Source organism: Salipiger sp. ABF4_146, assembly GCF_056161345.1.
Window position 1 is genome coordinate 1 of record NZ_JBSWYX010000036.1, and the last position, 22,284, is coordinate 22,284.

18 protein-coding genes are annotated in these 22,284 nt (G+C 62.5%); 5 read left to right on the forward strand and 13 right to left on the reverse strand.

Annotated features, from left to right (window positions below; genetic code table 11):
• The 4 genes from ACXAJT_RS26120 to rpsL all read right to left on the reverse strand — a co-directional run.
• Positions 1 to 91 (reverse strand): GTP-binding protein (locus ACXAJT_RS26120; RefSeq protein ID WP_258095572.1); only part of this gene is annotated, 91 nt, incomplete at its 3' end.
• Positions 92 to 173: 82 nt separating this feature from the next.
• The gene (fusA, locus tag ACXAJT_RS26125) at positions 174 to 2,297 is read right to left on the reverse strand and encodes an elongation factor G (protein WP_475241493.1); all 2,124 of its coding nucleotides are present in this window, start codon (positions 2,295 to 2,297) and stop codon (positions 174 to 176) included.
• Between the two features lie 21 nt (positions 2,298 to 2,318).
• Positions 2,319 to 2,789, reverse strand: coding sequence for a 30S ribosomal protein S7 (rpsG, locus tag ACXAJT_RS26130; RefSeq protein ID WP_066104045.1), 471 nt, complete (start codon positions 2,787 to 2,789; stop codon positions 2,319 to 2,321).
• A 12-nt stretch (positions 2,790 to 2,801) separates the two neighbouring features.
• Entirely contained in the window at positions 2,802 to 3,173 is a 372-nt protein-coding gene (rpsL, locus tag ACXAJT_RS26135) for a 30S ribosomal protein S12 (protein ID WP_005862801.1), read from the reverse strand.
• A gap of 375 nt (positions 3,174 to 3,548) precedes the next feature.
• Here rpsL and ACXAJT_RS26140 point away from each other — a divergent pair, with 375 nt between their 5' ends.
• Positions 3,549 to 4,364 carry a putative rhamnosyl transferase gene (locus tag ACXAJT_RS26140; protein WP_475241495.1) on the forward strand — a complete coding sequence of 272 codons (816 nt, stop codon included), beginning with the start codon at positions 3,549 to 3,551 and terminating at the stop codon, positions 4,362 to 4,364.
• Here the strand turns inward: ACXAJT_RS26140 and ACXAJT_RS26145 are convergent.
• The 5 genes from ACXAJT_RS26145 to rplJ all read right to left on the reverse strand — a co-directional run bounded on the left by ACXAJT_RS26145 (position 4,325) and on the right by rplJ (position 15,235).
• Entirely contained in the window at positions 4,325 to 5,245 is a 921-nt protein-coding gene (locus tag ACXAJT_RS26145) for a DMT family transporter (RefSeq protein ID WP_475241498.1), read from the reverse strand. The genes ACXAJT_RS26140 and ACXAJT_RS26145 overlap by 40 nt on opposite strands.
• Positions 5,246 to 5,548: 303 nt before the next feature.
• Positions 5,549 to 9,802 (reverse strand): DNA-directed RNA polymerase subunit beta', encoded by a 4,254-nt coding sequence (rpoC, locus tag ACXAJT_RS26150; RefSeq protein WP_475241500.1) that lies wholly within the window; start codon positions 9,800 to 9,802, stop codon positions 5,549 to 5,551.
• 77 nt (positions 9,803 to 9,879) lie between these two features.
• Positions 9,880 to 14,016, reverse strand: coding sequence for a DNA-directed RNA polymerase subunit beta (gene rpoB, locus ACXAJT_RS26155; protein ID WP_475241534.1), 4,137 nt, complete (start codon positions 14,014 to 14,016; stop codon positions 9,880 to 9,882).
• 252 nt (positions 14,017 to 14,268) lie between these two features.
• Complete coding sequence (gene rplL, locus ACXAJT_RS26160; protein ID WP_475241503.1) at positions 14,269 to 14,649, reverse strand: 50S ribosomal protein L7/L12; 381 nt, start codon at positions 14,647 to 14,649, stop codon at positions 14,269 to 14,271.
• Between the two features lie 73 nt (positions 14,650 to 14,722).
• Positions 14,723 to 15,235 (reverse strand): 50S ribosomal protein L10, encoded by a 513-nt coding sequence (gene rplJ, locus ACXAJT_RS26165; RefSeq protein ID WP_475241506.1) that lies wholly within the window; start codon positions 15,233 to 15,235, stop codon positions 14,723 to 14,725.
• A 562-nt stretch (positions 15,236 to 15,797) separates the two neighbouring features.
• On the opposite strand from rplJ, the gene ACXAJT_RS26170 reads away from it, so the two are divergent.
• Positions 15,798 to 16,037: a DUF2798 domain-containing protein gene (locus ACXAJT_RS26170; RefSeq protein WP_475241508.1), complete on the forward strand. Its 240-nt coding sequence runs from the start codon at positions 15,798 to 15,800 to the stop codon at positions 16,035 to 16,037.
• 67 nt (positions 16,038 to 16,104) lie between these two features.
• Here the strand turns inward: ACXAJT_RS26170 and rplA are convergent, their stop codons facing one another.
• From rplA to secE, 4 genes are all read right to left on the reverse strand, one after another.
• A complete protein-coding gene (gene rplA / locus ACXAJT_RS26175; protein WP_475241511.1) occupies positions 16,105 to 16,803 on the reverse strand; it encodes a 50S ribosomal protein L1 in 699 nt (232 codons plus the stop codon).
• 1 nt (position 16,804) lies between these two features.
• Positions 16,805 to 17,254 (reverse strand): 50S ribosomal protein L11, encoded by a 450-nt coding sequence (gene rplK / locus ACXAJT_RS26180; protein WP_066104020.1) that lies wholly within the window; start codon positions 17,252 to 17,254, stop codon positions 16,805 to 16,807.
• 123 nt (positions 17,255 to 17,377) lie between these two features.
• Positions 17,378 to 17,911 (reverse strand): transcription termination/antitermination protein NusG, encoded by a 534-nt coding sequence (nusG, locus tag ACXAJT_RS26185; protein WP_475241513.1) that lies wholly within the window; start codon positions 17,909 to 17,911, stop codon positions 17,378 to 17,380.
• A gap of 290 nt (positions 17,912 to 18,201) precedes the next feature.
• Positions 18,202 to 18,393 (reverse strand): preprotein translocase subunit SecE, encoded by a 192-nt coding sequence (gene secE, locus ACXAJT_RS26190; protein WP_066104015.1) that lies wholly within the window; start codon positions 18,391 to 18,393, stop codon positions 18,202 to 18,204.
• Positions 18,394 to 18,842: 449 nt separating this feature from the next.
• On the opposite strand from secE, the gene ACXAJT_RS26195 reads away from it, so the two are divergent.
• From ACXAJT_RS26195 to ACXAJT_RS26205, 3 genes are all read left to right on the forward strand, one after another.
• Complete coding sequence (locus tag ACXAJT_RS26195) at positions 18,843 to 19,400, forward strand: hypothetical protein (RefSeq protein WP_475241515.1); 558 nt, start codon at positions 18,843 to 18,845, stop codon at positions 19,398 to 19,400.
• A 357-nt stretch (positions 19,401 to 19,757) separates the two neighbouring features.
• Positions 19,758 to 21,356, forward strand: coding sequence for an AfsR/SARP family transcriptional regulator (locus ACXAJT_RS26200; RefSeq protein WP_475241519.1), 1,599 nt, complete (start codon positions 19,758 to 19,760; stop codon positions 21,354 to 21,356).
• Positions 21,357 to 21,372: 16 nt separating this feature from the next.
• Positions 21,373 to 22,281: a phosphatase PAP2 family protein gene (locus tag ACXAJT_RS26205; protein ID WP_475241521.1), complete on the forward strand. Its 909-nt coding sequence runs from the start codon at positions 21,373 to 21,375 to the stop codon at positions 22,279 to 22,281.
• Positions 22,282 to 22,284: the final 3 nt, after the last annotated feature.

The window sequence follows — 22,284 nt, forward strand, 5'->3', positions numbered from 1 at the left end:
CTGCGGTCAGCGTGGTTTTGCCGTGGTCAACGTGACCGATCGTGCCGATGTTGCAGTGCGGTTTGCCGCGCTCAAACTTTTCCTTTGCCATGATGGCCTCCTTGGTCGGTGGCGGTGCGTGTGATCACGCACCCTACTTGGGTAGGGTGCGGGGCTGGGCCCCGCACCGCTGCTTATGCGTATTTCGCCTGGATCTCGTCCGAGATGTTCTGCGGAACCGGATCGTAGTGGTCGAACTGCATCGTGAACTGCGCGCGGCCCGAGGACATGGAGCGCAGGGTGTTGATGTAGCCGAACATGTTGGCCAGCGGCACGAAGGCCTGAACGGCGACGGCGTTGCCGCGCGGCTCCTGACCGGACACCTGACCACGGCGGGAGGTGAGGTCACCGATGATCGAACCGGTGTACTCTTCCGGCGTGACCACCTCGACCTTCATCATCGGCTCGAGCAGCTTCGCGCCGGCTTTGCGCAGACCTTCGCGCATTGCCATCCGCGACGCGATTTCGAAGGCCAGAACCGAGGAGTCCACGTCGTGGAACTTACCGTCGATCAGCGCGACCTTGAAGTCGATCACCGGGAAGCCTGCCAGCGGACCGGAGTCCATGACCGACTTGATGCCCTTCTCGACGCCCGGGATGTATTCCTTCGGAACCGCACCGCCGACGATCTTGCTCTCGAACGAGTAGCCTTCGCCCGCTTCGGTTGGGCTGATCACCAGCTTGACCTCTGCGAACTGACCCGAACCACCCGACTGCTTCTTGTGGGTGTAGGTGTGCTCGATCTCGTGACCGATGGTCTCGCGATAGGCCACCTGCGGCGCACCGATGTTCGCCTCGACCTTGAATTCGCGCTTCAGACGGTCAACCAGGATGTCCAGGTGAAGTTCGCCCATGCCCTTCATGATGGTCTGACCGGACTCGAGGTCGGTCTCCACGCGGAAGGAGGGGTCTTCTGCGGCCAGACGCGCCAGACCCTGGGACATCTTCTCCTGGTCGGCCTTGGTCTTCGGCTCGACCGCGATCTCGATAACCGGATCGGGGAAGGTCATGGTTTCCAGAACCACCTGCTTGTTGGCGTCACACAGCGTGTCACCGGTGGTGGTTTCCTTCAGCCCTGCGATCGCGATGATGTCGCCGGAACCGGCCCAATCGATCTCCTCGCGGGAGTTCGAGTGCATCATCATCATCCGGCCGATGCGCTCACGCTTGCCTTTGGTCGAGTTCATCACGGTGCCACCCTTTTCAAGGATGCCCGAGTAAACGCGGGTGAAGGTCAGCGAGCCGACGAACGGGTCGTTCATGATTTTGAACGCGAGGCCAGCGAACGGCTCCTCGTCGCCGGGGCGACGGGCGATGTTCCGGGTCTCGGTCTCGTCGTCGGGCGAGAAGCCCATGTACGGCGGAACGTCGAGCGGACCGGGCAGGAAGTCGACCACGGCGTTGAGCAGGGGCTGCACGCCCTTGTTCTTGAACGCCGAGCCACCAAGAACCGGCACGAAGGACAGCGACAGCGTGCCCTTGCGGATCAGCTCGCGCAGTTTCGCGATGTCCGGCTCTTCGCCTTCGAGGTAGGCTTCCATCGCATCATCGTCCTGCTCAACAGCATTCTCGATGAGGTGCGAACGCCACTCGTCGGCGGTGGCCTTCAGGTCGTCGCGGATCGGCTGGCGCACCCAGGATGCGCCGAGGTCTTCACCCTGCCAGACCCACTCTTCCATGGTCACAAGGTCGACGATGCCTTCCAGCTTGTCTTCCGCACCGATCGGGAAGTTGACGGGAACCGGGGTTGCACCCGTGCGGTCCTTGATCATCTCCACGCAGTTGAAGAAGTCGGCACCGATCTTGTCCATCTTGTTGACGAACACGATGCGCGGCACCTTGTAGCGGTCGGCCTGACGCCAAACGGTCTCGGTCTGCGGTTCCACACCGGCGTTGCCGTCGAGAAGGCAGACGGCGCCGTCGAGCACGGCCAGCGAACGTTCGACTTCGATGGTGAAGTCAACGTGGCCGGGGGTGTCGATGATGTTGTAGCGGAACTTGGTGTCCGAGGTGCCTTCGGCGGTCGGATCTTCCTGCCACTGCCAGAACGTGGTGGTCGCGGCGGACGTGATCGTGATGCCGCGCTCCTGCTCCTGCTCCATCCAGTCCATGGTGGCTGCGCCATCGTGGACTTCGCCGATCTTGTGCGAACGGCCGGTGTAATACAGGATGCGTTCCGTCGTCGTGGTCTTGCCCGCGTCGATGTGGGCCATGATCCCGAAGTTGCGGTAGCGCTCGAGGGGATAGTCGCGTGCCATGTTGGTTTGCCTTTCCGAAGCTTACCAGCGGTAGTGGCTGAACGCTTTGTTCGCGTCGGCCATCTTGTGAGTGTCTTCGCGCTTCTTAACAGCGGAGCCACGCGATTGCACGGCGTCCAGAAGCTCACCTGCGAGACGCTCTTCCATCGTGTTCTCGTTACGCGAACGCGATGCGGCGATCAGCCAGCGGATTGCCAGGGCTTCGCGGCGCTCGGGGCGCACTTCGACGGGCACCTGGTAGGTGGCACCACCAACGCGGCGCGAACGAACTTCGACGGCCGGCTTGATGTTGTCCAGAGCCTCGTGGAACACTTCCACGGGCGCGCGCTTCACCTTGCCTTCAACGCGCTCAAGGGCGTTGTAGACAATGCGCTCTGCGACCGACTTTTTGCCGTCGATCATCAGGTTGTTCATGAACTTGGTCAGAACCCGGTCGCCATACTTGGCGTCGGGCAGGACTTCGCGTTTTTCGGCGGCGTGACGACGAGACATTTATATATCCTCTTACTTCGGACGCTTCGCGCCGTATTTGGAGCGGCGTTGCTTCCGGTCTTTGACGCCCTGGGTGTCGAGGACACCGCGCAGGATGTGATAGCGGACACCCGGAAGGTCTTTCACACGGCCGCCGCGGATGAGCACAACCGAGTGCTCCTGCAGGTTGTGCGATTCACCCGGGATGTAGGAGATGACTTCGTAGCCGTTGGTCAGACGCACCTTCGCCACCTTACGCATAGCCGAGTTCGGCTTCTTCGGCGTGGTGGTGTAGACGCGGGTGCAGACGCCGCGCTTTTGCGGGCACTGTTCCAGGTGCTGCGACTTCGAACGTTTGACTTTGGGCTGCCGCGGCTTGCGGATCAGCTGTTGGATCGTGGGCATATGGGTTGTTCCCCGTAATTCTCACATATGTGGTGCACGGGGAGCCCCCCATGCGGTTCAAGCAATCAGGCGCCCTGCGCGTCCGCAGGTCACCGGTTTTGTCCAGGCCGCAACCAACCTGAGGCCAGTAACGACAAAATACCGCATACGTCCCCGGACATGGGTGACGTCGCGGTGGGTCTGCAGAGGATCGGGGCCTGTGACGCCGATCTTGACCACGCTAGTTCAGTAGAATGCGGCGGACGCACTTGGGCCTTCCGCCGGATTGAGGCGCGTATAGGGGGAGTCGCCGGGCTTGTCAACATGAGCCGGCGCTTGTCACCCCGGCGTGGCAATGCCAACCATACGCGGGACAATCCCGCGGAGCCTGACATCATGCAGATCATCGGCCTGTGCCGTTTTTCCTATCCCGCCGAAGGCGGCTTTCAGGTCGAACACCAAAGCATCGAGGACCGCATCGATTATCTCTACGCGCCCGCGCGGATGGAGGAAAGGCTGCGGCACTTCGAATGCATCTGCTTGCCCGGCCTGAAGGCGCAGTCCGACCCGAATTTCATCTTCCTCGTGTTGGTCGGAGAGTCGATGCCGCAGGTTTATCTGCAGCGGCTGCGGGCGCTGCTCGCGGATTTTCCGCAAGCCCGCATCGTCGCCCGCCCGCCCGGGCCGCACCGCAAGGTCTGCCAGCAGGTGATCAACGCCGCACGCGACATGGATCAGCCCTGCCTCGAGTTCCGCCATGACGACGACGACGCCGTTGCGGTGACCTTCATTGAGGAGCTCCGCGCCGCGGCTCTCGACATTTCCGCGCTGCGGGCCCGTCACCGGCTCGTGGCACTGGACTGGAACCGCGGCTACATCGCGCGTCCGGACGCGCGGGGGCTCTGCGCCGAGCCCTGCGTCACCCCCTTCTGGGGGGTCGCACAGGCGGTGGCGGTAGCGCCCGGCGTGCGCCAGAGCATCATGAACTTCGGCCACCAGAAGCTAAACCAGTTCATGCCGATGCTCAGCTTCACCGACAGCCCAATGTACCTGCGCGGCCACAATGACCACAACGACTCGCGCCAGAAGAAGCACGTGAAACCCGTCGATCTTCCGCGCCTCGATGCCGAAGGCGAAGCCGAGATCCAGCGCCGCTTCGCGGTCGATTGCGATCAAATCCGCCGAGTCTTCTCCCCCGCCGCCACGACCTGACCACCGCCCGCGCGCCGCAACTGCCGCTCGCGCCAGAGCGTGAAACAGCCCATCGTCACGATCACCGCCGCGCCAAGCAGGGTGATCGGCTCGGGGAGTTCCCCCCACAGCACAAGCCCGAGCAACAGCGCCCACAGCAATCCGGTGTACCGGAACGGCGCAATGAAGCCGACCTCACCAACCCGCATCACCATGACGCTGAAGGTATAGCCGGCGACAATCAGCAGCGAGGTGCCAAGCATCAACCCGGCAAGACGCGCGTCCAGCGGCTGCCAGTCCTCGCTGATCGACCAGCCAGCGGCAAAGAGCATGACCAGCACCGCCGAAGACAGCGTCACCTGCATGCTAGGCACACCCGCAGACAGCCGCCGCGTCGCCAGATCACGCAGCGTGACCGCCGCCACCGCCAGAAGTGCATAGACCGAGAAGACGTTGAACCCCTCGCTGCCGGGCCGCACGATCAACAGCATGCCGCAAAAGCCGACAGCGATCGCCAGCCAGCGCCGCCAGCCGACCGGCTCACCGAAGAACACCGCGCTGCCCAGCGTGACCGTCAGCGGGACCATCTGCAACAGCGCTGTGGCATTGGCCAGTGGCATGTTGCGCAATGCGGTCAGGAAGAAGAACGCCGCGCCGCATTCGGCGATCCCTCGGACAAGCATGACCACGCCGTCGCGCGGCGCAGGCCGGTGGGTCAGCGCGCCAAGGCGCAGCGCGAGAAACGCAATGAACAAGCTCGCCACGATCCCGCGCAGCACCAGAACCTGAGACAGCGGCAGCGCGTCGCCAATGGCTTTCACGCAGGCATCGCTGAAGGTGAAGGCGGCCATGTTCCCGATCATCAGGAGCACGCCGCGGCTGTTGTCGGGCAGTTTGGTCATGCCCTCTGCGCTAGCACCGCGGCCGCGCTGCCACCACTGCGAACCGCGCGCCGACGTGAGATCGCCCGGAAGCGTGTCTTCTTCTCTTCGAAAAATACGCCGGGGGTGAGCCGCGCAGCGGCGAGGGGGCAGCGCCCCCTGCGTCGGGCTGCGACTGGCAGGTGCGGCGTCGAAGGTCGGGCGCAACGCCATCCGTAAAGAGACCACCGAAGGCGAGCCGCCCTGTCCCCCCCACGGCCACAAAAAAGGCCCCCGCGCCGAAGCGCGGGGGCCAATCTTTTCAGAGCCGATCGCCGGCCGAGATTACTCGCGGCTTTCCGGCGTATCGACGACCAGCGTGTCGAACTCGTCGCCACCGATCACGTCGCTCTCGGCAGCAGCGTCGGGCGCGGCCAGCAGCGCGGCCTGTTCGGCCTCGTCGCGGCGCACTTCGATCACCTTGTTGTCGCGCTCGGTCGCGATGCGACGCACCTTCTGGGTCGCGCCACCGGTGCCCGCCGGGATCAGACGGCCGACGATGACGTTCTCCTTGAGGCCGACCAGCTTGTCCTTCTTGCCCTGCACCGATGCCTCGGTGAGAACGCGGGTGGTCTCCTGGAAGGAGGCTGCCGAGATGAACGAGCGGGTCTGCAGCGACGCCTTGGTGATGCCGAGGAGGATCGGTTCGCCGGTGGCCGGACGGCCGCCCTTCTTCTCGATCTTCTCGTTGGCCGCGTCGAACTCCGCCTTGTCCACGTGCTCGCCCTTGAGCAGCGTCGTATCGCCGGAGTCGTGGATTTCCCACTTCTGCAGCATCTGACGGACGATGACCTCAACGTGCTTGTCGTTGATCTTCACGCCCTGCAGTCGATAGACGTCCTGGACTTCGTCAATCATGTAGTTCGCCAGAGCCTCGACACCCATAATCGCAAGGATGTCATGCGGCGCCGGGTTGCCGTCCATGATGTAGTCGCCCTTCTGGACGTAATCGCCTTCGACCACAGGAATGTGCTTGCCCTTCGGAATCATGTATTCCTTGGTGTCCATCGTGTCGTCGACCGGGTCGATCGCGATGCGGCGCTTGTTCTTGTAGTCCTTGCCGAAGCGCACATAGCCGTCGATCTCGGCGATGATCGCGTGGTCCTTCGGACGACGCGCCTCGAAGAGTTCGGCCACACGCGGCAGACCACCGGTAATGTCCTTCGTCTTCGCGCCTTCACGCGGGATACGCGCCAGAACGTCACCGGCCTTGATCTCCTGCCCGTCTTCGCACGACAGGATCGCGTCGACCGACATCGGGTAGGTGATCGGGTTACCGGCCGCGTTGCGGACGGGCTCGCCATCGGCATCCATCAGGATGATTTCCGGCTTGAGCTCGTTGCCCTTCGGTGCCGCACGCCAGTCGATCACGATCTTCTGGGTCATGCCGGTGGCTTCGTCGGTCTCATCGCGCACGGCCACACCATTGGTGAGGTCGACGTGCTTGGCGACACCGTCCGCCTCCGCCAGGATCGGCAGGGTGTAGGGGTCCCACTCGAACAGCTTGTCGCCGCGGGCGACCGTCTGGCCTTCCTTGACGAACAGCTTGGTGCCGTAGCCGAGCTTGTGGCTCGCACGTTCCTTGCCGTCCTCGCCCATGATCCGCAGCTTCATGTTGCGGCCCATGATGAGGGTCTCGCCGATGGCGTTATCGAGGGTCGAGGCGTTCTCGAACTCGATGATGCCCTCTTGCGAGGCCTCCTGGAAGGACTGCTGGCCACCCTGCGCAACGCCGCCGATGTGGAATGTCCGCATCGTCAGCTGCGTGCCGGGCTCACCGATCGACTGCGCGGCGATGATGCCGACAGCCTCACCAGTGTTGACCATGGTACCGCGTGCGAGGTCACGGCCATAGCACATGGCGCAGACGCCCTCTTCGGCCTCACAGGTCAGCGGCGAGCGGATGCGCGTGGTTTGCACGGCGGCTTCGTCGATCACGTCGGCCATACGCTCGTCGATGAGCTGACCGGCGCGGACCAGCACTTCGCTGGTGACCGGGTGCAGAATGTCGTCCGCGGCAACACGGCCGAGGATACGTTCTGCGAGCGAGGCCACGACTTCACCGTCGTTGACAGCCGCTTCCGCGGTGATCGCGCGGTCAGTGCCGCAATCGTGCGCACGCACGATGCAGTCCTGCGCGACGTCCACCAGACGACGGGTCAGGTAACCCGAGTTCGCCGTCTTCAGAGCGGTATCCGACAGACCCTTACGGGCACCGTGGGTCGAGTTGAAGTACTCGAGAACGGTCAGGCCTTCTTTGAAGTTCGAGATGATCGGGGTCTCGATGATGTCGCCGTTCGGCTTCGCCATCAGGCCGCGCATCCCGCCCAGCTGCTTCATCTGGGTGACCGAGCCACGCGCACCGGAGTGGGCCATCATGTAAACCGAGTTCGGCTCCATTTCCGACCCGTCCTCGGCGCGCTTGTTGGCCGAGATGGTGTTCATCATGGCGTCGGTGACCTTGTCGTTACACTTCGACCAGGCGTCCACCACCTTGTTGTACTTCTCGCCCTGGGTGATCAGACCGTCGAGATACTGCTGCTCGAAGTCCTTCACCTGATCGCGGGTTTCCTCGACCAGTTCCCACTTGTTGTCGGGGATGACCATGTCGTCCTTGCCGAACGAGATGCCGGCGCGGAACGCTTCCTTGAAGCCCATCGACATGATCTGGTCACAGAAGATGACCGACTCTTTCTGACCGCAGTAACGGTAGACGGTGTCGATGACCTTCTGCACGTCTTTCTTACGCAGCAGCGTGTTGACCAGATCGAACGGAGCCTTGGCGTTCATCGGCAGCAGCGCGCCGAGGCGTACGCGACCCGGGGTCGTCTCGTAGCGTTTGACGACCTCGTTGCCCTCTTCGTCGATCTGCTTGACGCGGCACTCGATCTTGGCGTGCAGGTGCACCTCACCGGAGGTCAGAGCGTGCTCCACCTCTTCGATGTTCGAGAACTTCATGCCCTCGCCCTTCATGCCTTCGCGCATGATGGTGGTGTAATACAGACCAAGGATCATGTCCTGCGACGGAACGATGATCGGGCTGCCGTTTGCAGGCGACAGAACGTTGTTCGTCGACATCATCAGCACGCGCGCTTCAAGCTGAGCTTCAAGCGACAGCGGCACGTGAACGGCCATCTGGTCGCCATCGAAGTCAGCGTTGAACGCCGAGCAGACGAGCGGGTGCAGCTGGATGGCCTTGCCTTCGATCAGCTGGGGTTCGAACGCCTGAATGCCCAGACGGTGCAGCGTCGGCGCGCGGTTCAGCAGAACCGGGTGCTCGCGGATCACCTCGTCGAGGATGTCCCACACCTCGGGACGTTCCTTCTCGACCAGCTTCTTCGCCTGTTTCACGGTGCTCGACAGGCCTTTGGCCTCGAGGCGCGAGTAGATGAAGGGCTTGAACAGTTCGAGCGCCATCTTCTTCGGCAGGCCGCACTGGTGCAGCTTGAGTTCCGGACCGGTCACAATGACCGAACGGCCCGAGAAGTCGACGCGCTTACCCAGAAGGTTCTGACGGAAGCGGCCCTGCTTACCTTTGAGCATGTCCGACAGCGACTTCAGCGGGCGCTTGTTCGCGCCGGTGATGACGCGGCCACGACGTCCGTTGTCGAACAGAGCGTCGACGGCTTCCTGCAGCATCCGCTTTTCGTTGCGGACGATGATGTCCGGCGCGCGCAGTTCGATCAGCCGCTTGAGGCGGTTGTTCCGGTTGATCACGCGGCGGTACAGGTCGTTCAGGTCCGAGGTCGCAAAGCGGCCGCCGTCCAGCGGCACCAGCGGGCGCAGCTCGGGCGGGATGACCGGGATCACGGTGAGGATCATCCACTCGGGGCGGTTGCCCGACTCGAGGAAGGATTCCACCACCTTCAGACGCTTGATGATCTTCTTGGGCTTGAGCTCGCCGGTCGCTTCCTTGAGGTCGGCGCGCAGCTGCTCGGCCTCGGCCTCGAGGTCGATGGCGGCCAGCATCTCGCGGATCGCTTCGGCACCGATGTTGGCGCTGAACGCGTCGGCGCCGTACTGGTCTTGCGCGTCGAGATACTCGTCCTCGGTCATCATCTGGCCGTAGGTCAGATCGGTGAGGCCCGGCTCGATCACCACGTAGTTTTCGAAGTACAGCACGCGCTCGAGGTCACGCAGCGTCATGTCCAGCATGAGGCCGATGCGCGAGGGCAGCGACTTCAGGAACCAGATGTGCGCGCAGGGAGCTGCGAGCTCGATGTGGCCCATCCGCTCGCGGCGGACTTTCTGCAGGGTAACTTCGACGCCGCATTTTTCGCAGACGACGCCGCGATACTTCATGCGCTTATACTTGCCGCACAGGCATTCGTAGTCCTTGATCGGGCCAAAGATGCGCGCGCAGAACAGGCCGTCACGCTCGGGCTTGAACGTACGGTAGTTGATCGTCTCGGGCTTTTTGATCTCGCCGTAGGACCACGAGAGGATCCGCTCGGGCGAGGCCAGCGACACCTTGATCTCGTCGAACACCTTCGGCGGGGTCAGCGGGTTGAACGGGTTGTTCGTCAGTTCCTGGTTCATGTCGTCTTCCTAAATGACAGGGCTTGGAGAGAGGAGCCGCGCGAGGCCGGTGCCCCGCGCGGTGGCTGGAAGGGCCGTTATTCCTCGTCCTCCGCGTCCAGGAGTTCCATGTTCAGGCCGAGGCCGCGGACTTCTTTCACGAGAACGTTGAAGCTCTCGGGAACGCCCGCCTCGTAGTTGTCCTCGCCCTTGACGATGCTTTCGTAGACCTTCGTCCGGCCTGCCACGTCGTCCGACTTCACGGTCAGCATTTCCTGCAGGGTGTAGGCGGCGCCATAGGCTTCCAGAGCCCAGACTTCCATCTCCCCGAAACGCTGGCCACCGAACTGCGCCTTACCACCCAGCGGCTGCTGCGTGACGAGCGAGTACGGGCCGGTCGAACGTGCGTGGATCTTGTCGTCGACAAGGTGGTGCAGCTTGAGCATGTACTTCACGCCCACCGTCACCTCACGCGCGAACTGGTCGCCGGTGCGGCCATCGAACAGCACGGACTGGCCGGACTGGTTGATGCCTGCACGCGTCAGCGCGTCGTTCACGTCGGCTTCCTTGGCGCCGTCGAAGACCGGCGTTGCGATCGGCACACCGCGGGTGGCGTTGGAGGCTGCTTCAAGAAGCTGATCCTCTTCCATGCCCTCGATGCCTTCGGCGTAGACCTCGGCACCATACGCGTGACGCATCGCCTCGCGAACCGGGGTGATGTCGCCGGAACGGCGGTATTCCTGCAGGCCCTCGTCGATCTGGTTGCCCAGAGCGCGTGCGGCCCAGCCCATGTGGGTTTCAAGAATCTGACCGACGTTCATACGCGACGGCACGCCCAGCGGGTTGAGGCAGAAGTCGACCGGGGTACCATCCGCAAGGAACGGCATGTCCTCGATCGGAACCACGCGCGACACAACACCCTTGTTGCCGTGGCGGCCAGCCATCTTGTCGCCAGGCTGCAGCTTGCGCTTCACCGCGACGAAGACTTTGACCATCTTCATCACACCCGGCGGCAGGTCGTCGCCACGACGGACTTTCTCGACCTTATCCTCGAAACGGGCGTCGAGCGCGCGCTTCTGCGCCTCGTACTGCTCGTGCAGGGCCTCGACGATCTGCGCGTCCGCCTCTTCGGCGAGAGCAAGCTGCCACCACTGGCCGCGGCTCAGGCTTTCAAGAAGCTCTTCGTCGATCTCCGAGTTCGGGCGCACGCCCTTCGGACCCTTCACCGCGGTCTTGCCCAGGACGAGGTCCTTCAGACGGGCGTAGATGTTGCGGTCGAGGATGGCGAGTTCGTCGTCCCGGTCACGGGCCAGACGTTCGACTTCTTCACGCTCGATCTGCAGCGCACGTTCGTCTTTCTCCACACCGTGACGGTTGAAGACACGAACTTCCACGACGGTGCCGTAGTCGCCCGGCTTCACGCGCAGCGAGGTGTCACGCACGTCCGAAGCTTTCTCACCGAAGATGGCACGGAGGAGTTTCTCTTCCGGCGTCATCGGGCTTTCGCCCTTCGGAGTGATCTTGCCCACGAGGATGTCGCCCGGCTCCACGTCCGCACCGATATACACGATACCGGCTTCGTCGAGGTTGCGCAGGGCTTCCTCGCCGACGTTGGGAATGTCGCGGGTGATCTCTTCCGGCCCAAGCTTGGTGTCACGGGCGGCGACTTCGAATTCCTCGATGTGGATCGAGGTGTAGACGTCGTCACGCGCGATGCGCTCGGAGATCAGGATCGAGTCTTCGTAGTTGTAGCCGTTCCAGGGCATGAAGGCGACGATGATGTTCTTGCCGAGCGCGAGTTCACCGATGTCGGTGGACGGGCCGTCTGCAATCACTTCACCTTTGCCGACCTTGTCACCCACTTTCACCAGCGGACGCTGGTTGATGCAGGTGTTCTGGTTCGAGCGCTGGAACTTGCGCATGCGGTAGATGTCCACGCCCGGATCGCCCGGTTCGAGACCATCGGTCGCACGGATCACGATACGCTGCGCATCGACTTGGTCGATGATGCCGCCGCGCTTGGCCATGATCGCCGCGCCGGAGTCGCGTGCCACAACCTCTTCGATCCCGGTGCCGACCAGCGGCGCCTCGGATTTCAGGACGGGCACGGCCTGACGCTGCATGTTCGCGCCCATCAGTGCGCGGTTCGCGTCGTCGTTTTCGAGGAACGGGATGAGCGAGGCACCCACCGAGACCAGCTGCTTCGGCGAGACGTCGATCAGGTCGACGCTTTCGCGCGGTGCCAGCGTGTAGTCGCCCGACTGGCGGGTCGACACGAGGTCGTTGATGAACTTGCCCTCTTCGTCCAGCGTCGCGTTGGCCTGCGCCACGGTGTGACGCATTTCCTCGGTCGCCGACATGTAGTGGACTTCGTCGGTGACCTTGGCGTCGACAACCTTGCGGTACGGGGTTTCGATGAAGCCGTACTTGTTGACGCGCGCGAAGGTGGCCAGCGAGTTGATCAGACCGATGTTCGGGCCTTCCGGCGTTTCAATCGGGCACATCCGGCCGTAGTGCGTCGGGTGCACGTCGCGCACCTCGAAGCCTGCGCGCTCGCGGGTCAGACCGCCCGGCCCAAGCGCCGACAGGCGACGCTTGTGCGTCACTTCCGACAGCGGGTTGGTCTGGTCCATGAACTGCGACAGCTGCGACGAGCCGAAGAACTCGCGCACGGCAGCCGCGGCGGGCTTTGCGTTGATCAGGTCCTGCGGCATGACGGTGTCGATCTCGACCGACGACATGCGTTCCTTGATCGCGCGCTCCATGCGGAGCAGGCCGACACGGTACTGGTTTTCCATCAGTTCGCCGACGGAACGGACGCGGCGGTTGCCGAGGTGGTCGATGTCGTCCACTTCGCCACGGCCATCGCGCAGTTCGACAAGCGCCTTGATGCACTTGACGATATCGTCGCGGTCCAGCGTGCGCTGGGTGTCCGGCTTGTCGAGCGCCAGACGCATGTTCATCTTGACGCGGCCCACGGCCGAGAGGTCGTAACGCTCACCATCGAAGAACAGCGTGTCGAACAGCGCCGAAGCGGCTTCGACGGTCGGCGGCTCGCCCGGACGCATGACGCGGTAGATGTCCATGAGCGCGCTGTTGCGGTCCATGTTCTTGTCTTGCGCCATCGTGTTGCGCATGTACGCGCCGACGGTGATGTTGTCGATGTCGAGAACGGGGATCTCGGTGACGCCCGCGTCGACCAGCTCTTTCAGAGTGCCGCCGGTCACGTCGCCGTCTTTGTCGACTTCCCAGGTCAGCTCATCGCCGGCTTCGACGTAGATCGCGCCGGTTTCTTCGTTGATGATGTCCTTGGAGACGAACTTGCCGACGATCTGCTCGAACGGCAGCAGCAGGTTCTGCACCTTGCCTTCGTCGATCAGCTTCTTCACCGCGCGCGGGGTCACCTTCTTGGTGGCCTCGGCAATGATCTCGCCGGTGTCTGCATCCACGAGGTCATGCTGCGGGCGCGTGCCGCGCACCCGCTCGGGGAAGAACTTGGTCACCCAGCCTTCGCCACGACGCAGCGTGTAGGTCACGGTGTCGTAGTAGGCATCCATGATCTGCTCTTGGTCGAGACCCAGGGCATAAAGCAGGGTCGTGACCGGGAGCTTGCGGCGGCGGTCGATGCGCGCAAAGACGATGTCCTTGGCGTCGAACTCGAAATCGAGCCAGGAGCCGCGGTAGGGAATGATGCGGCAGGCGAAGAGCAGCTTGCCCGAGCTGTGCGTCTTGCCTTTGTCATGATCGAAGAAGACGCCCGGCGAACGGTGCATCTGGGACACGATCACCCGTTCGGTGCCGTTCACGATGAACGTGCCGTTCGGTGTCATCAGGGGCATGTCGCCCATGAAGACGTCTTGTTCCTTGATGTCCTTCACCGACTTGGCGCCGGTATCCTCGTCGATATCGAACACGATGAGACGCAGGGTGACCTTCAGCGGCGCGCTGTAGGTCATGTCGCGCTGCATGCACTCTTCGACGTCGTACTTGGGCTTTTCCAGTTCGTAGTTCACGAACTCGAGAACGGCGGTCTCGTTGAAATCCTTGATCGGGAAGACCGACTGGAAGACGCCTTTGATGCCTTCGCCGTCAGTCGGCTGCAGCTGGTCGCCGGATTTCAGGAAGAGTTCGTAGGAGCTTTTCTGAACCTCGATGAGGTTCGGCATCTCCAGAACCTCGCGAATTTTACCGTAATATCTGCGGAGACGTTTCTGGCCAAGAAAGCTTTGCGCCATAGGTCTGTTCACCTTTCGCTTCTCACTGGACACGCGTGCTGTCGGGCACCAGCAGCGCATCCATCCGAGACGGCAGTGTTCCGATCCATTCCTGGCCCCTGTCCCACCAGAGGCCTCCCGATCCTGGAACTCGCCTGAGAGAAGCCCCGGCCCTGCGGCAGAAAGGGCCTCTCTGAGACGGGTTCGGCTGGACCCGGAAATCTCCGGATCCAGCCTGCATTCTCAATTGCTCCGGGCAGACCCGGACAGCAATTACTTGAGCTCGATTTCCGCGCCTGCTTCTTCGAGCTTCTTCTTGATCTCTTCGGCTTCGTCCTTGGACACGCCTTCTTTGACCGGCTTGCCGCCTGCTTCGACCAGCTCTTTGGCTTCTTTCAGGCCAAGACCGGTGATGCCGCGGACTTCTTTGATCACGTTGATCTTCTTGTCGCCTGCCGACTTGAGGATCACGTCGAATTCGGTCTTTTCTTCCTCAGCAGCAGCTGCGTCGCCGCCTGCCGGGCCGGCCATCATCACTGCGCCGCCTGCTGCGGGCTCGATGCCGTACTCGTCTTTGAGGATGGTTTTCAGTTCTTGTGCTTCGAGCAGCGTCAGACCGACGATTTGCTCTGCAAGTGCTTTAAGATCAGCCATTTTACGTATTCCGTCTAGCTAGATGTGTTCCAACGTGCGGGTATTCAACCCCACGAAGATCTGGGGGATGCCGTTACGCCGCTTTCTCTTCGATGGTCGAGAGAATCGAAGCGATGTTCGATGCAGGTGCGCCAATCGCACCGGCGATGTTCGAAGCGGGCGCGCCGATGCAGCCGACGATGGAAGCAATAAGCTCATCGCGCGACGGCATTTTCGACACGGCCTCGACACCGGCCCGGTCCAGAGCCGTTCCTGCCATTGCACCGCCGAGGATCTCGAACTTCGAGTTTGCCTTGGCGAAGTCCTCAACCACCTTGGCAGCTGCCACGGGGTCTTCGGAGTAGGTCAGAACGGTCATACCCTCGAGGTATTCCGAGATGCTTTCGCATTCGGTGCCCTTGAGAGCGATCTTGGCGAGCCTGTTCTTGGCGACACGAACCGACGTGTCAGCCGCGCGGGCGCGGGCACGAAGATCCGTCATCTCGGCAACCGTGAGACCTTCGTAGCGGCTAACCACCACGACGCCAGAGCTTTCAAAGATCTGGCCGAGTTCCTCGACCACTTTCTCTTTCTGGGCTCTATCCACAGTTTCACTCCAAGTTATGGAGGGGATTCGACCCCTCCGGCTCGTTCTGCCGGGTCTCCCCGGCCTCAAGGTCCGATCGGGTCGTCACATCGCGCCACCGGAACACAAGGCCCGGAACGTTATGTCTCTTCCCGTCTCAGGCAGGATTTAAGAGAAATCAGATCGAATGATCGGACGCTCACCCACCGTCTCGGACGAAATCGAGGGCCGCCACGAATCGTGCGCTGCCCTCGTCTGCTTCGCATACCGGGTTTTGCGCCCATTGCCAAGGCCAGATCGCCTTGTTTGCGAAGAGGCGCAGTCTAGCAGTGGCGCGCATAGATGCAATGGCGAGGATATCGCGACATTGACGGAACGACAGGCACCCTCTAGATAGCCCATGCCGAAAAACGTCAGGCCGGTTCGGTTAGCCCGGCCACCGCGCTCGCCGCGTGGAGTTAGTCGTTCCGCGAACCCACGGCACCCTGTTCACCAGGGGCCCCGTGGAACCGCAAAGCACCTTCGGCCTTCCACAGCCCCATGCCTATGCCATGTCGCACCTGACATATTCATGGAGTCTGCAATGACCACATCCCGCTCTACCCTGCTGCTCGCACAAGCCTTCATCTCAGGCAGCATGTCCTTCTTGATGACAGGCATCTTCAGCGCCTTGCCCCTCGGCTTCATGCCGGGCTGGTTCGGCACGTGGATGCAGCACTGGCTTACAGCATGGCCGATCGCCTTTGTGCTGGCACTTCTGGTCGGACCGCTATGCTTCAAGGCATCTTTCATGGTGCTGAACACCGCCAGCCGCCTGCGCTGAGCCCCAGCCGAACATGCAAAAGGCCCCGCCGTTTCCGGCGGGGCCTTCGCAATCAGACCGGATCAGATCACTCGACGTTGGCCGAGGTCACATCCACCGACACGCCCGGGCCCATGGTCGAGCTGAGCGAGATCTTCTGCACGTAGGTGCCTTTGGCACCGGCCGGCTTCGCCTTGGAGACGGCGCCGACGAAGGCGCGGATGTTCTCGGCGAGCTTGGCTTCGTCAAAGGACGCTTTGCCAACGCCCGCGTGGATCACGCCGGCTTTTTCCACCTTGAACTGAACCTGACCGCCTTTGGCGTCTTTGACTGCCTGAGCGACGTCCATCGTCACCGTGCCGACCTTCGGGTTCGGCATCAGGTTGCGCGGGCCGAGCACTTTGCCCAGACGGCCGACGATCGGCATCATGTCCGGGGTCGCGATGCAGCGGTCGAAATCGATGGTGCCACCTTGGATGGTTTCCATCAGGTCTTCCGCGCCCACGATATCTGCGCCAGCGGCCTGAGCTTCTTCAGCTTTCGGGCCACGTGCGAAGACAGCAACGCGCACGGTTTTGCCGGTGCCGTTGGGCAGGCCGACAACGCCGCGGACCATCTGGTCTGCGTGGCGCGGGTCGACGCCGAGGTTCATGGCGATCTCGACGGTCTCGTCGAACTTGGCCGAGGCGTTTGCCTTGATCAGAGCGACCGCTTCTTCGACGGTCACGTCTTCTTTGCCGGCAAAGGCTTCACGGGCGGCGCGGGTGCGTTTTCCGAGTTTTGCCATCTTACTTCACCTCGATGCCCATCGACTTGGCCGAGCCAAGGATGATCTGCATTGCCTGCTCGACGTCGTTCGCCGACAGGTCCTTCATCTTCGCTTCGGCGATCTCGCGCACCTGAGCGACGGTGACGGTCGCAACGGTCTCGCGGCCGGGGTTCTCGGCACCACGGGGACGGTTACGCTTGCCAACGGGCTTCAGACCGGCTGCCTTCTTCAGGTAGTAAGACGCGGGGGGCGTCTTGATGTCCATGGTGAAGGACTTGTCCTGATAGTAGGTGATCTCGGTCGGGCAGGGTGCGCCAACTTCCATGTCCTGCGTCTTGGCGTTGAACGCCTTGCAGAATTCCATGATGTTGATGCCGCGCTGACCCAGTGCCGGGCCCACGGGCGGCGACGGGTTGGCTTTGCCTGCAGGAATCTGCAGCTTCATCTTGCCAGCAAGTTTCTTGGCCATCTGGCCTCTCCTTTTTCCATGCCCCACGGACGCGTCCGCGAGGCGTTTCCTGGTGTGGTCTGGTCTGGGCAGCGCGCTGCCCTCGCCTCCCACCGGTTGGCGAGGTCACCCCCGCCGAGACGCTCAGGCCTGCTTCGAGACCTGAGTGAATTCCAGCTCGACCGGGGTTTCCCGGCCAAAGATCGACACCGACACGCGCAGGCGCTGGTTGTCGTCGTCCACGCCCTCGACCATGCCGTCGAAGCCCTCGAACGGGCCGTCGTTGACCTTGACCTTCTCGCCCACCTCGAAGTGGATGAGAGTGCGGGGCGCTTCTTCGCCTTCCTGAACCCGGCCGAGGATCGCCTGAACTTCGGCGTCGCGCATCGGCATCGGGCGGCCCTGCGGGCCAAGGAACCCGGTCACCCGGTTGATCGAGTTGACCAGGTGATAGCCCTGGTCCGACATTTCCATGTGCACGAGCACGTAGCCCGGCATAAAGCGGCGCTCGGTCGTGACCTTCTTGCCGCGGCGGATCTCGATGACCTCTTCGGTCGGCACGAGAACCTCGTCAATCTGGTCCTCAAGCGCCTGCTCGGCCACCGCCTGACGGATCTGCTCCGCGATCTTCTTCTCGAAGTTCGACAGAACGCTCACCGAATACCACCGCTTCGCCATCGGGCCCCTCTTCGTTTCTCGGCCACCTTGCCAGCGGCCTGTTCAGATGCGCGCCCGAAGGTGCGCTGCAGGTTCGTCGCGGATGCGCCGCGCCCCAAAAGAAAACCGGCGTGCAACCGAATCGCTGCACGCCCGCTCTGGGAAAGTGGATTGTGCACTACCGCCACCCGACGCCGATTTCAAGGGGCGGTCCCCCACAGCGCCACCGCGTCCTAGCGGTGCTTCTTCTTGGTGCGGGTGCCCCTTGGGCGGTCCGCGCATTCAGAAAGCGCAGAGGCCCCTGCCCCGACTTAGCCGAAGAAGGACAGCAGGCCCTGAAGGCCGGTGCGGATAAGAATGTCGACCAGCGCGAAGAAAATCGCGGTCAGCGTCGCCATGACAAAGACGGTGATCGTGGTCAGCACCACTTCGCGACGGGTCGGCCAGGCGATCTTGCCGATCTCGGACCGCGTCTGCTGAATGAACTGGAGCGGGTTGGTCATGCAGGTCTGCCTTGCGGGAAATCCTCGGTTGGCGGGTCGTATACGCCCGGCAGAGGCTTGTGACAAGCAGAGTCCGGCGTCGAAGAGGCAACCGCCACGCCGCGTGCGCCCAGACGTTTCGCCGCTGCGCGTGTTCAGCGCAAAGAAGCGCACGTGCGACCGGCGCAGTTGTCGGTGTAAGTGGCGGCACCTCAGCATTTTTTCGCCTCGGAAAGTAACAAGAATCTTATTCACAGAGGCCTGACGTGAGGGAACCTTTTTTCAAAACTTGCGTTCGCGCACGCTTGGCCACCGCCCCCACCGTTTCAATGCAGTTCACAGAAAACACACGCAAAATTTTGCCGCATCGGCGGGGGAACGCTTTTCGGCTTGAGGGGGTTGGGTGGCCAGAAGCGACGAACGCAGACACGCCAGTCGCTACATGGAAACAGTACTTGGAGTATCACACGATGAAACGCCTTCTTACGATTACCGCCCTTTCTTCGGTTCTTGCCACCGGCGCACTGGCCGCCACGCAAGAACAGACCAACCTGATCAACACCTATGCGCCCGATGTGAATGTGGAGATGCTGAGCGAACAGCAGGTGATCGAAGCCATGGCCATCGCCAACGGCGGCGACTCGGACATCCACAAGGCCGAGAAGATCGAAGCCATCGCCATGCGCGACGACGCTCCGATGACCTTCTCGAGCGAGCAGCTGGCGCAGATTGAAGAGTATCTGCCCGCCGAAACCGTGATGATGATGAACGGTGAACAGCGCGCCGACGCTCTGGCGCTCATCAACGGTGCCGACGACGGTGATGACGTCCGTGCTCAGCTTCTCGCCCTCGGTGAAGATGCGACCCCGACGCTGACCCCCGCAGAGATTGCACGCATTCAGGATCTTGCACCGGACGCCGATCTGACCGCGCTCACCGCCGAGCAAGTCAGCGAAATCCGCGCGCTGATCTACACCGACGATAACGATGCGCAGCTTCAAGGCCGCATCAACGATGTGGTGTCGTAAGCCATAGCGCATACAAAATGTAGGGATGATTGTTATCCCTACGTTGCTAATGCAGGGCCGCCCCGGTTTTTCCGGGGCGGCCCTTTGCATGTGTATCGATCGAGATTTTCTGAAATATTCCGGCTCAGAGGTCGCCCCGCTCTCCCATAAAGTGTTTTTTGCTGACGGCGGCAACATTTCTGGCGCATGATCCGCGCGACGATTGTCTTTAAGTTTCGCAAAAAGTGGGCGCATTTGAGAGCCTTGGTTGACGAGAACAAATCCCTTCGGCTGCATCTATTCGGCCCACTGTGTCTGCAGGACTGCGAGGGCCGAGACTGCACGCCGCAGAGCCAGCCTGCGCAGGCTGTTCTGGCGATGCTCGCCCTCGCCCCGCGCGGCACCATGCGCCGCAGTCGCTTGCAAAGCCTGATCTGGGCCAACAAGGAGAGCCATTACGCCTCGCAAAGCCTGCGCAGCGCGCTCTATGCCCTGCGCAGGGATCTGGCGAAGGCGTCCAGCATTGACCTCCTTAGCAGCGACAGTGCCAGCGTAAGCCTGCGCACCGACGCGCTTTGGATTGACGTGCTGGCACTCGATGACCCTGCCGAGGCCGCACAGTTGCGCAGTCGCGTCGGCGCGGCGGTGCCCGATCTGCTCGAAGGACTGGACCTTCGCTCGGCGGACGACGAGTTCGAGGATTGGCTGCGCGTGCAGCGCAGCCACTGGCGCGAGCGCTTGCTCGCCCATCCCGCGCAAGCCCCTGCTCCGACGGCGCCCTCCGCCGCACTCTCCACAATATCGCAAGCCCCGCATCGCGGTGCGGTGATCGGCCTGCTCCCAAGCGCCAACCAAACCGCCGACAGCCTGCTGCGATTTCAGACCGACACGCTGCTTGAGCAATTGATCTTTGGCGTTCAGCACCTCGTCCCGACAACGATCAACGATTTCCGCGAGTCCCTTCCCGGCAGCGCCACTGGCGACAGCCTGCACGACCGACCGGACATTCTGCTACGCATGAGCAGCAGCTGCTTTGGCTCCAGTGCGGGGCTGCGGATGCAAGCCTTTCGGGGCAGCGACAACAGTCTGCTTTGGTCATTATCCTCAGCGCCAATCGACAAGACGCAGATGAGCATCGAGAGTCCCTCTCTGGCCCGCTTTGTCGGCGAGGCGATGGATCGCATCTGCCACACGCTGACCTCGCCGCAGGGCGTGCGCCGGGACGAGGTGATCTCGCCATTCCACGCCATCGTCGAGATGTTCCGCCTCGATCACGGCGCATTGGACGCGCTAAAAGGCGAGCTTCAGCGCGCCTATAACATCACCCGTAATACCAGCTACCTGAGCATTCTCGCCTATCTGAACACCTTCACCGTGGGCGAACACTGGCAGAGCTTCTCGCCGCAGGTGGCAGAGGAAACCGCCGATCTGGTGGCCCGCGTCGAGGCCGAGCAGCCGTGGAACGGCGTCGCCATGGCGCTGGCCGGCCACGCCAAGGCCTATGTGCTGCACGACATGTTGGGCGCCGAACTGCTGCTCAAACGCGCGGTGGAGATCAATCCCTACATGGCGATCAGCTGGGACCATCTGGCGCTGCACGCGCTTTACACCGCGCGCTACGATCTGGCCGCCACCGCCTCGCGCCGGGCCGAGGCGCTCGGGCACTGCAGCCCGCTGGTCTTCACCTACGAGCAAACGCGCTGCATGATCGACACGCTCGAAGCGCGGTTCGACAGCGCCGCCGAACTGGGTCAGCGTATTCTGGCCCGGCGCCCACGCTTCGGCGCGGCCCTGCGCTACACCGCCATCAGCCTCGCGCATCTTGGCCAGCTTGACGAGGCGCGGTCCCTCATCGGGCGCATCCGAGAGATGGACCCGGATTTCTCGCCCAATTGGGTGGACCGGAATCGAATGGCGGTAAATGATGAAAACGGACGCCTCATTTTGTCCGCGGGTTTGAAAAAAGCGATTTGCTGAATATCGGGAGAGGGACATGTCTTCATTCGGAAAGACCCTTCGAGAAAGCTGGCTGTTGGCGGTGGGCGACAGTTTTGAACTGAGCGCACCCGCCAAGTCCCGGCCACCGCTGGTCGCGGGTGGCGCGGCGGTGCTGGGGGCGAATGCCGCGGGCAGCGGTGGTGCCTCGGCGGTGCTGAACCGGAACCGCAACAGGAACCGAAATCGCAATAGAAACCGGAACCGAAATCGCAACCGCAACAGAAACCGCACCAATGTCGAAGGCGGCAGCGCGTCATATGAATACGGAGATATCCTACTACCGTGGCGCGAGATCGACCTGCTGCACCAGATGCGCGCTTATTGGATCGATCTGCCCATCGGCCTGCCCCCTGCCCTGTCGGACCTGCACAGCCAGACAGTGGAGCTTTTCGAAAAGCAGGCGCTGCGCGAGACCGATGCCCATCGTGGGCGTAAGGACGAGATATTGCGCGAGGCCGAACTGGAGCTTTCGGGGTATCTGCGCCCGCTCGGGGTCGAAAGCCTTTCTGGCTACGACCACACCGTGGCGCTGTTCCTGATGGTCGCCCGGCTCGCCGAAGAAGTGGGCATGCGGTATAAGGAACGCTTCAACGTCCCGCGCCCCAGCGCGGTGGACCCGCGGTTGCGACCCTATATCCCGGTGCCCGCGCATGCGTCTTGGCCGTCGAACCATGCGCTGCAGTCGTTTTCGATCGCCTTCGTCTTCAGCCGCGTGCTGCCCGAACATCCGGGCATCGTCGAACTGTTCCGCAGTGCCCGCCGCATCGCCGAGAACCGCGAGTGGGCCGGCATTCACTACCCCGCCGACACCAAGGCAGGTCACGATCTGGCCCGGATGCTGACGCCGGTACTGGAGGTGGTGCTGGAGGAACAAATGCTGCGCGCCCGCGCCGAGTGGCTCTGAGGA

What these genes read in the sequence shown, in the direction of transcription:
- fusA (WP_475241493.1), bottom strand. Translation starts at nt 2,297, where the DNA reads ATGGCACGCGACTATCCCCTCGAGCGCTACCGCAACTTCGGGATCATG.
- nusG (WP_475241513.1), bottom strand. Translation starts at nt 17,911, where the DNA reads ATGGCGAAGCGGTGGTATTCGGTGAGCGTTCTGTCGAACTTCGAGAAG.
- ACXAJT_RS26205 (WP_475241521.1), top strand. Translation starts at nt 21,373, where the DNA reads ATGTCTTCATTCGGAAAGACCCTTCGAGAAAGCTGGCTGTTGGCGGTG.
- rplK (WP_066104020.1), bottom strand. Translation starts at nt 17,254, where the DNA reads ATGGCCAAGAAACTTGCTGGCAAGATGAAGCTGCAGATTCCTGCAGGC.
- ACXAJT_RS26140 (WP_475241495.1), top strand. Translation starts at nt 3,549, where the DNA reads ATGCAGATCATCGGCCTGTGCCGTTTTTCCTATCCCGCCGAAGGCGGC.
- rplL (WP_475241503.1), bottom strand. Translation starts at nt 14,649, where the DNA reads ATGGCTGATCTTAAAGCACTTGCAGAGCAAATCGTCGGTCTGACGCTG.
- rpsG (WP_066104045.1), bottom strand. Translation starts at nt 2,789, where the DNA reads ATGTCTCGTCGTCACGCCGCCGAAAAACGCGAAGTCCTGCCCGACGCC.
- rpsL (WP_005862801.1), bottom strand. Translation starts at nt 3,173, where the DNA reads ATGCCCACGATCCAACAGCTGATCCGCAAGCCGCGGCAGCCCAAAGTC.
- ACXAJT_RS26195 (WP_475241515.1), top strand. Translation starts at nt 18,843, where the DNA reads ATGAAACGCCTTCTTACGATTACCGCCCTTTCTTCGGTTCTTGCCACC.
- ACXAJT_RS26170 (WP_475241508.1), top strand. Translation starts at nt 15,798, where the DNA reads ATGACCACATCCCGCTCTACCCTGCTGCTCGCACAAGCCTTCATCTCA.
- secE (WP_066104015.1), bottom strand. Translation starts at nt 18,393, where the DNA reads ATGACCAACCCGCTCCAGTTCATTCAGCAGACGCGGTCCGAGATCGGC.
- ACXAJT_RS26200 (WP_475241519.1), top strand. Translation starts at nt 19,758, where the DNA reads ATGCTCGCCCTCGCCCCGCGCGGCACCATGCGCCGCAGTCGCTTGCAA.
- rpoC (WP_475241500.1), bottom strand. Translation starts at nt 9,802, where the DNA reads ATGAACCAGGAACTGACGAACAACCCGTTCAACCCGCTGACCCCGCCG.
- ACXAJT_RS26145 (WP_475241498.1), bottom strand. Translation starts at nt 5,245, where the DNA reads ATGACCAAACTGCCCGACAACAGCCGCGGCGTGCTCCTGATGATCGGG.
- rpoB (WP_475241534.1), bottom strand. Translation starts at nt 14,016, where the DNA reads ATGGCGCAAAGCTTTCTTGGCCAGAAACGTCTCCGCAGATATTACGGT.
- rplA (WP_475241511.1), bottom strand. Translation starts at nt 16,803, where the DNA reads ATGGCAAAACTCGGAAAACGCACCCGCGCCGCCCGTGAAGCCTTTGCC.